The sequence below is a fragment of the Reyranella soli genome (assembly GCF_007992495.1).
Lineage (GTDB): Bacteria > Pseudomonadota > Alphaproteobacteria > Reyranellales > Reyranellaceae > Reyranella > Reyranella soli.
The window spans coordinates 68,573-75,632 of the sequence record NZ_BKAJ01000081.1 but is presented as its reverse complement, the minus strand read 5'-3'; the positions used below and the strand labels follow the sequence as shown (position 1 = coordinate 75,632).

The 7,060-nt window shown below is 64.5% G+C and carries 6 protein-coding genes; 2 read left to right on the top strand and 4 right to left on the bottom strand.

Going from position 1 to position 7,060, the window contains the following annotated elements:
• Positions 1-163 precede the first annotated feature (163 nt).
• Positions 164-595 carry a DUF5990 family protein gene (locus RSO01_RS23365; RefSeq protein ID WP_147151873.1) on the top strand — a complete coding sequence of 144 codons (432 nt, stop codon included), beginning with the start codon at positions 164-166 and terminating at the stop codon, positions 593-595.
• 203 nt (positions 596-798) lie between these two features.
• Here RSO01_RS23365 and RSO01_RS23360 read toward each other — a convergent pair whose 3' ends face one another.
• Together RSO01_RS23360 and RSO01_RS23355 are read right to left on the bottom strand one after the other, a co-directional pair.
• Positions 799-1,554, bottom strand: coding sequence for a glycoside hydrolase family 25 protein (locus RSO01_RS23360; protein ID WP_170303297.1), 756 nt, complete (start codon positions 1,552-1,554; stop codon positions 799-801).
• Between the two features lie 315 nt (positions 1,555-1,869).
• Entirely contained in the window at positions 1,870-2,244 is a 375-nt protein-coding gene (locus RSO01_RS23355; RefSeq protein ID WP_147151871.1) for a tautomerase family protein, read from the bottom strand.
• 236 nt (positions 2,245-2,480) lie between these two features.
• Between RSO01_RS23355 and RSO01_RS23350 the strand changes: the two genes are divergently transcribed.
• The gene (locus RSO01_RS23350) at positions 2,481-3,044 is read left to right on the top strand and encodes a TetR/AcrR family transcriptional regulator (protein ID WP_147151870.1); all 564 of its coding nucleotides are present in this window, start codon (positions 2,481-2,483) and stop codon (positions 3,042-3,044) included.
• Between the two features lie 291 nt (positions 3,045-3,335).
• Here the strand turns inward: RSO01_RS23350 and RSO01_RS23345 are convergent, their stop codons facing one another.
• The gene (locus tag RSO01_RS23345; RefSeq protein ID WP_147151869.1) at positions 3,336-4,997 is read right to left on the bottom strand and encodes a hydantoinase B/oxoprolinase family protein; all 1,662 of its coding nucleotides are present in this window, start codon (positions 4,995-4,997) and stop codon (positions 3,336-3,338) included.
• Entirely contained in the window at positions 4,994-7,060 is a 2,067-nt protein-coding gene (locus RSO01_RS23340) for a hydantoinase/oxoprolinase family protein (protein WP_147151868.1), read from the bottom strand. The genes RSO01_RS23345 and RSO01_RS23340 overlap by 4 nt, the downstream gene beginning before the upstream one ends.

Below are 7,060 nucleotides of genomic sequence, written 5' to 3'. Positions count from 1 at the left end.
GAAAAAACAGGTCCCTCCGCTCCGCCTCGCTACGCTCGGCTCCGGTCGGGATGACGGGGTTTTGCAGTCATATGCGATAGCCCTGGTATGACGGGGGAGGGATATGAGGTCAGGGAGAGGCAGTCCTCTCACTCCGATCTGCCCCATTGAGCTATAAACGCGCATGGCACGGACAGATCAGAACGTGATCAATTTGCGAATCACTATCGAGCAGCCGGTCATCGGCGTGCTCCACAGCCTTCAGGCAAAGGATGAATCGCCGCTCGATCCGAAATGTTCGCGTGAGGGCGAGCCGCTCGTATTCGATCTTCAAGTCCGCGTAGGGCCGGGCCCCAAATTCTTCGGCGACCAGGTGCGGCGCGAAGGTCCGTTACGGCGATTTGTCTACATTCGTGTCGGCCAGTATGCCGGCGACCCTTCCTCGCCGTGGTCGCGCCGGATGAAGATCGACATCCACGACATTGGGAACGACCTGCTGGATCGTGCCGCCAAGAGCGGCGGCGTCATCGAAACAACAGTCATTGGCACTGATAAGGACGGCACTCCCACCTGTGCCACGGTGCGGCCGACGGGACGGCGCATCGTCAAACGCTGAAGCCAGCCCGTCTAGGGTCAAAACCCATAAAGTCTGCCCCGCCTTGTCTCGCCTGGCTTCGGTCGCAAACTGGGCATAGCGGAAGTCGATGGGAGCCATCTATCGCTGAGGGCGACGCCAATGACCCGAAGCGGACATTTGACCTTGTCGCGGCGGCGTTTCCGACAGCTCGAAGCGCCGCCCCTGAGAACCAACATGTCCGATCAAGCGGCGGCGTTCCAGAACCGGTGAAGCGCAGCCACGTCACCATTGAACAAGTTGCGATCGCAGCGGTCGACGCCTTGGACGATTCTGGTGTGGCCGTGAGCGCGGCGGCCCGCATAGTTGTCGCTGGCATATTGCCAGAGCCGCCAACCGCTCCTTGCCCAGGCCAGCGGGATCTCAGGCGAGGCATGGTAGTCGACGACCCAAAGGCCGCAGCGCGCGAGGATCGAGTCGGGCGTGATCCGGCCGTTGGCCCAGGTCGGATGCACGTAGACGAGCGGCAACCGGCCCGTAGCGCTGGCCACCGCCTGCACGAACGCCTCGGCCTGGTCGAGCGTCATGGAGTTCGAGGGATCGCCTTCATTGGCCTCGAGGTCCAGGGCGAGGAGAGTCCCTTGGATGGGTCGGGAAGAGTCCAGGAAGAAAGCTGCCTGCTGCGCGCCGGGCGAATCGCCCTTGCCGAAATGATAGGTGCCCCACAGTAGTCCCGCAGCCTCGGCCTGCGGCCGTCGCGCGGCACACGCGGAGTCGGCATAGAAGTCGCCTTCGCTCGCCTTGTGGATGACGGCGAGGATGTTGCTCGCGCGTACCAGCCGGAAATCGGAGACAGCGGTGTGTGCGCTAAGGTCGATCACCGCGTCCAGTCCCTGGGTTGCGCGGCTCGTCGGTGCTGGCGCGATCGGATACTCAGGCGGTGGATATTCAGCCGGCGGATATTGGGGTGCTGGAGTTTGCAGATACTGATCCGGCGCCACGGAGGCCTGACGGGGCGTCTGACGGGCGCCGCATCCGGTCGTAGCTGCAGCAGCAAGGCCCAAGAGAACGTTCCTTCGAGAAATCATGCAGCGACAGTAAGGTGAGAGGGTGTCCGCTTCCAAGGGTAAGGCGGTCATAACGCGGATCTACTGTCACTTCAGCTTCTGACCCAGAACGGACCTCGCGCTTGCTTTGGCCTGGGTGCAGAAATCAAAATATTAGGAACGGGCAGATTGGTTGAGTCCGAGCGATCCCACTGTGTCCGGGGAGCCAATTGCTGACCCCCCGGCCGGGGAGAAGCTCGGAGCAGGCAATTACCAGGGCTGGCCTTTGCCAAACGACCAGTCCTCTTTGTTGACGAAGACCATGTTGATCATGATGTCGTCAGGGCGTACGCCGAGCTTGCTGGTGAGTTCGTCGGCGATCTGCCGGTAGAAAGCAAACTTCAGTTCTTTGGTGTTACCGACGGTGCTGGTCACCTGGATCAGAATGAAGTCAGGCGACCGATCCATGTCAAGGAAGTGCCGATCGTAGATGAGATTCTCTGGCGCGTGCTCATTGACAACGATGAAGCGGTCGCCATCCGGAGCCTTGAGGACGCCGACAATCCCTTCGTACACGATGTCGGCGACTTTGGCGCGATAGTCTGAAGATTTGCCCTTGAGCAGATCGATACGTGCAAACGGCATAATATTCTCCTTTGTTTAGGTGGGTTTAGAGACGGGTTGTTGAGGCGATTGGGTTAGGGCCGGTTATCCAGTTCTGGCACGCCGCTGCTACGATCCGCGTAGGCGGCCAGGAAGGTCGGCCGGCGCTGCCGTCCGGTATCTACCAAGTGGTTGGTAGCTTTGGTTTGGGCTTTTCAACTGATGCCGTCAAGCCCTACCTTCCACTTGGTTGGGTTTTAACAAAAAGGAAAGGCCCAGTGAGCGCAGGTTCGAAGGAAGTTATTCTTGCAGCAGCAAAACGGACCGCGATGGCGCATGGCTACACTGGCCTGAACTTCCGAGACATCGCCGCCGAAGTCGGCATCAAGGCACCAAGCATCTATCATCACTTCCCGACCAAGGCCGATCTCGGGGCAGCGGTAGCGAAGCGCTACTGGGAAGATATTGTCGTGGACCTTGAAGCTATATCGGACCAATCGCCTGATCCGCTCAGAGCTCTGCGTCGCTACCCCGAGATTTTTCGTAAGTCGCTTTCGAGCGACAACCGCATGTGCCTTTGCAGCTTCATGGCTGCGGAATATGACGACCTCCCGGACACGGTGAAGAAGGAGGTTCAGGCCTTTGCCGACGTTAATGTGGCGTGGCTTAGCAAGCTCCTGTCTGCTGCTGGAGTCGTCAAATCTAAGGAAAGCCAGGCGCGGGCTCGAGCAATCTATTGCGCCGTTGCAGGCGCGCAGCTCTTCGCGAGAGGTCGCTCGGATATCTCGCTCTTCGACGCGATGATCGACAGCTATCGTTCGGCTGGACTTTTGCCGGCGTAAGCGACGACCCGGCCATCTTCGTCGTTTTGCCTTGCAGGGGCATCGACACGGCGCCGCAAAGCGACGGCCCGTCCTGCTGTTGGTGCATAAATCAAATTATTGGAAGAACGAGTTCGCCTCGAAAACATAAAGCAGCAGCGGCACAATCGGAGGGTGAAGCAATTCTTTGAACTTTGTCTGTCGCCGCCATGTCGCATGTTGGCCCTTCTCGGACGTATCGCTCGACGTCGGTGATGTCCGAAAGCGGGTCAGAAGCAGACGCGATGGCTCAAGACTTTATGGGTTTTGACCCTAGTCGTCGCCCTCGAGCCCGTACGCGGTTCTCGCCTGCTCCTTGCTGACCAGGCCCAGCCGCACGTCGCGCTCGACCTTCTTGCGGTCGCGCTTCTTCGGATCGCCAAAGCCGCCGCCGCCCGGCATCTCGACCACCAGGCGATCGCCCGCGGGAATGGTCTGGAAGCCCTTGGCCTTGAGCTCGGTGCCGGAGGCCAGCGACAGCCGTCCGTTGCCGCCGGTCTTGCCGTCGTCACGGCCGCGCGCCGGATGCTTTACACGCTCGAAGGTGGCGAAGATGCCGAAGGGCGCGCCTTCGCGATGCTCGACCTCCATCACCTGGCCCAATCCGCCACGATGCTCGCCAGCGCCGCCGGAGTCGGGGCGATATTCCTTCTTCCAGATGACGACGGGCGCGATCGTCTCGGTGATCTCGACCGGCACGTTGCGCACGCCCGACGGGAAGGGCGTGGCCGAAAGGCCATCGAGGTTCGGCCGCGCGCCGGCGCCGCCGGAGTGGAAGGTCGTCACCATGAAGGGCCGGCTGTTGCCGATCGTGCCGGTCATGCCGTGGCCGGCACCGAGCTTCAGGTTCCACAGATTGCTGGTGCCCTCGGCCGGCACCTTGCCCGGGATCACCTGGTGCAGGGCGTCGTAGCAGACGTCGGGCAGCATGTGGCCGATGGTGCTGCGGGCGTTGACCGCCGCCGGGAACAGCGCGTTGACGATGGTGTTGTCGGGCGCCGTCACCAGGATCGAATCGAGCGTGCCGGCATTGTTGGGAATGGTCGGCGCCACGATGCACTTGATGCCGAAAGCGGTGTAGGCCTCAGTGTAGCACATCGGCGAATTGATGCCGTAGATCGACGAGCCCGAGGTGCCGGCGTAGTCGACCGCGATATGGTCGGCATTGATGGTGACGGCGGCATGCAGGTCGATCGGCGCGTCGTAGCCGTCGATGCGCATGTGGCCCTTCCAGGTGCCGCGCGGCAGCTTGCCGATCGCCGCCACCATGCCGGCGCGGCTCTTGTCGATGATGTGCCGGCCGAGCTCGTCGAGAGTGTCGATGCCGTGCTCGGTCATCATGTCGGAGAGCCGCTTCTCGCCGATGCCGTTGCAGCCGATCAGCGCATGCAGGTCGCCCTCGACCTGGATGGGCTCGCGCACGTTGGCGCGCACGATGCGCATCACGCTCTCGTCCATCTTGCCTTCGCGCATCAGGGGCAGCAGCGGCAGGAACAGGCCTTCGTGATAGACCTGCCTTCCGTCGGGCGACTGGCCGAGCCCACCGATGTCGACGACGTGCGTGGTGCAGGAGAACAGCGCCACCAGCTTGCCGTTGTGGAAGGCAGGCGAGGTGACGACGATGTCGTAAAGATGGCCGGTGCCCTTCCACGGATCGTTGGTCACGTAGGCATCGCCCGGCTTCATCGTCTCGACCGGGAACTCGCGGATGAAGTGAATGACGCTGCGCGCCATCGAGTTGACGTGGCCCGGCGTGCCGGTGACGGCCTGCGCCAGCATTTGGCCGTCGAGGTCGAACACGCCGGCCGAGATGTCGCCTGCCTCGCGCGCGCTGGTCGAGAAGGCGGTGCGCACCAGGGCGCGGGCCTGCTCCTCGACGACGCTCAGCAGGCGGTTCCACATCACCTGCAGGCGCATATCCGAAGGCGTGCTCATGCGCGATCCTCCAACACGATCTGGTCCAGCGCGTTGATGCGGGCTTGGAATCCCTGCGGCACCACGGTCGTGGTGCCATCCTCGACGATCAATGCCGGCCCGTCGAGCGACATGCCGGGGCTGAGCGACACGCGCTCGTGTATGGCGGCCTGCTCATGCCGGCCCGACGCCGGGTCGAGCACTTCGCGGCTGCCGTTCGCCTTGGGCGCGCCAGCTGCCTTGGCCTCGGCCGCGGGCCTGGGTAGCGGCCGGTCGGTGGCGAGCGACAGCGTCCAGGTCAGCGCCTCAACCTCGAGCTTGGGAATGATGCGGCCGAACACCGTCTCATAGGTCTCTTCGAAGCGCCGCCGCAATTCGCGGGCCGCGTCGACGTCGAGCGCCTGGTTGGGCAGCGGCACCGCGATCTCGTGGCCCTGGCCGCGATAGCGCATGAAGGCCTGGCGGGTCTCGACCAGCTTTTCCTTGGGCGCTGCCAGCCGGATCACGGCCTCCGCCTCCTCGCGCATGGCGGTGAACAGGCCGTTCACGGTCTTGGCGTCGAACAGGTCGAGCCTGAGATGGCGCGTGCGCACGACCTCGTAGGCGATGGGCGCGCGCAGGAAGCCGAAGGCCGAGCCGACGCCGGCGCCGACCGGCACCACGACCTTCTTCATGCCGAGCTTGCGGGCGAGGCGCGCGGCATGCAGCGGCGCCGCGCCGCCGAAGGCGATCAGCGTGCGCTCGGCCGTATCCTTGCCGTTCTCGACGGCGTGCACGCGGGCGGCACTCGCCATGGTCTCGTCGACGATCTCGGCGATGCCGGCCGCCGCACCCTGGGCGTTGGTGTTGAGCGGACCCGCCAGCGACTGCAGCGCCGCTTCGGCCTTGTCGCGATGGAGCGGGATGGCGCCACCGGCGAAGCGTTTGGGATCGAGGCGCCCCAAGGCGGTGTCGGCATCGGTGACCGTAGGTTCGCTGCCGCCGCGGCCGTAGCTCGCCGGGCCGGGCACGCTGCCCGCCGAATCGGGTCCGACCTGGATGCGGCCCAGTGCATCGATGCGGGCAATCGAGCCGCCACCGGCGCCGATCTCGACCAGCTCGATCACGGGGATGCGGACGGGGAGCCCGCTGCCCTGCACGAAGCGGTAGGCACGCGCCACCTCGAACTGGCGCGAGCGCTGCAGTTCGAGATCGTCGAGCAGGGTGAGCTTGGCCGTGGTGCCGCCCATGTCGAAGGCCACGGCCTTGTCGATGCCGTTCTCCGCCGCGACGGTGAGGGCGAGGATCGCGCCGCCGGCCGGTCCGGATTCGACCAGTCGCACCGGGAAGCGCTGCGCCGTCTCGACGGTGGTGATGCCGCCCGACGACATCATCAGCAGCAGCGGGCCCGCGATGCCTTCCTTGCGCAGATTGGCCTCGAGCTCGCCGAGATAGCCCGCCATGCGCGGCAGGACATAGGCGTTGGCGATGGTGGTCGAGGTGCGCTCGTACTCGCGGATCTCGGGGCAGACCTCGCAGCTGAGCGAGATCGCCACGCCGGGCAGCTCCTCGGCCAAAATGGCGCCGGCGCGCCGCTCGTGCGCCTCGTTGGTGAAGCTGTGCAGGAAGCACACCGCCACCGCCTCGATCTTCTGGGCGCGCAGCTCGGCCGCGACCTGGCGCACCGCCTGCTCGTCGAGCGCGAGAAGCACGGCGCCGTCGGCGGCGACGCGCTCGGGCACGCCGAAGCGCAGGTCGCGCGACACCAGCGGATCGGGCCGCTCCATGTAGATGTCGTACTGCTCGAAGCGGTGCTCCCAGGCGATCTCCAGCGAATCGCGGAAGCCCGCCGTGGTTAGAAGCGCGGTGCGCGCGCCCTTGCGCTCGATCAGGGCGTTGGTGGCCAGCGTCGTGCCGTGCACGACCAGGCTGACCTCGGACGGCGGGCACTTGGCCTCGGCCAGGATGGTGCGCACGCCCTCGATCACGCCCCGCTCGGGCGCGTCGGGCGTGGTCAGGACTTTTATGGCATGGGCCTTGTCGCCTCGCTCGAGGACGACGTCGGTGAACGTTCCGCCGATATCGACGGCAAGTCGGGCAGTCAT

Coding starts and splice junctions, on each gene's coding strand:
- RSO01_RS23365 (WP_147151873.1), top strand. CDS start 164: ATGGCACGGACAGATCAGAACGTGATCAATTTGCGAATCACTATCGAG.
- RSO01_RS23355 (WP_147151871.1), bottom strand. CDS start 2,244: ATGCCGTTTGCACGTATCGATCTGCTCAAGGGCAAATCTTCAGACTAT.
- RSO01_RS23345 (WP_147151869.1), bottom strand. CDS start 4,997: ATGAGCACGCCTTCGGATATGCGCCTGCAGGTGATGTGGAACCGCCTG.
- RSO01_RS23340 (WP_147151868.1), bottom strand. CDS start 7,060: ATGACTGCCCGACTTGCCGTCGATATCGGCGGAACGTTCACCGACGTC.